Genomic DNA, 1,389 nt, shown 5'->3' with positions numbered 1-1,389 from the left:
GTGGTCGGTCCACCGGGCGCGGCGGTCCTCACGGTGTGCGGGGTCCGCGCCGCAGCGCGCAGACCAGGGTGACGGCGGAGCCGCCGACCGCCCACGCCGCCAGCACCCCGAGCGAACCGGCGACGTCGTTCCCGCCGAAGTAGGCGATCGACCGCGCCACGTACGTTCCGGCGCCCGGGGGCAGCGCGGGGCCGATGGCCGCCCAGAACGGGGGCAGCAGCGGCCAGGGGTAGGCGCCGCCCGCGCTCGGGTTGCCGAGGACCACCACCAGCAGGATCGCCAGCCCGATGCCGATGATCCCGGCCAGCCCCTGGAGGGCGAGGGTGATCGCGCCGACGGTGAAGACCAGCAGGGTGCCCAGGCCCCACAGCGCGGCCAGGTTCCCCGGCAGGGCGTCCAGCACCGGTCCGGCGATCACCGCCCCGAGCAGCCCGGCGGCGATGGCGTACAGCAGCAGCACCCCGAGCCGGATCAGCGCGCGATGGCCGTTGGCGGGACGGGCGCCCGCGCTGATGGCGAGGATCGCGGCACAGAGGTAGCCGCCGACGCACCAGCCGACGACCAGATAGAAGGAGGAGAGTCCCCGGGCGTCCCCGGCGGAGCCCGGAACCACGTCCACCACCCGCAGCGAGCGCCCCTGGGCGCGTTCGGCCGCCGCGACGACCTCGGTGACCGCCTGGGAGAGCGAGGCACCTCCGCCGCTGGCGACCAGCAGCCGGTCGGTGGGGCCGCGGGGGTCGACGACCAGGGCGCCGTCGACGTCCCGGTGCCGGATCTGACGTACCGCCGTGGCCTCGTCGGCGACGGCGCGCGGGGCGAGCGGATCACCGGGCAGCGCGCCGAGCCGGTCCACGGTCTGTCCGGTGAGCCGGTCGGTCGGGGTGACGACGGCGAGGGGTACCTCGCGCGGCCGTGGTTCGTGGAAGGCGCCGATGTACGAGAGGACAAAGCCGACTTGGAGTGCCAGGACCCCGATGACCAGGAGCGCGGCCCGCAGGCTCACCGCGTCCTTGAACTCGTCGGCGAACCGGGTCGGGGGGACGGGCACGGGCCCGGGTCCCTCGTGCGGGGCGGCGTCGCCCGGTATCCGCGTCATGCGTCCACGCTGGGCGGAGCGGCGGCGGCGCGCAGTCCGGGCGGGGCCGGGCGGGTGATGCCGCCGCTGTGCGGGCGGGGTGGTCGGGTGCGGTGCGCGCTGGTCCGGGCGGGGGACGCGGGTGCGGTGCGCGCTGGTCCGGGCGGGGGACGCGGGTGCGGTGCGCGCTGGTCCGGGGAGGGCGGGCGGCTGCGGTCCGGGCGGGTGATGGCCTGCTGTCCCGGCGGGGGAGGCGGGTGCTGTCACCGCTGGTCCGGGGAGGGCGGGCGGGTGTCGTGCACGCCGTCCCACGC

Annotated in this window: 1 protein-coding gene; it reads right to left on the bottom strand. The window is 77.2% G+C overall.

Going from position 1 to position 1,389, the window contains the following annotated elements:
• Positions 1–28: 28 nt before the first annotated feature.
• Positions 29–1,096: a DUF3533 domain-containing protein gene (locus tag ACFVIM_RS35150; RefSeq protein ID WP_384310452.1), complete on the bottom strand. Its 1,068-nt coding sequence runs from the start codon at positions 1,094–1,096 to the stop codon at positions 29–31.
• Between the last annotated feature and the right edge of the window lie 293 nt (positions 1,097–1,389).

The organism is Streptomyces sp. NPDC057638 (assembly GCF_042800315.1).
Lineage (GTDB): Bacteria > Actinomycetota > Actinomycetes > Streptomycetales > Streptomycetaceae > Streptomyces.
This window is presented reverse-complemented; position numbering and strand designations above follow the sequence as displayed.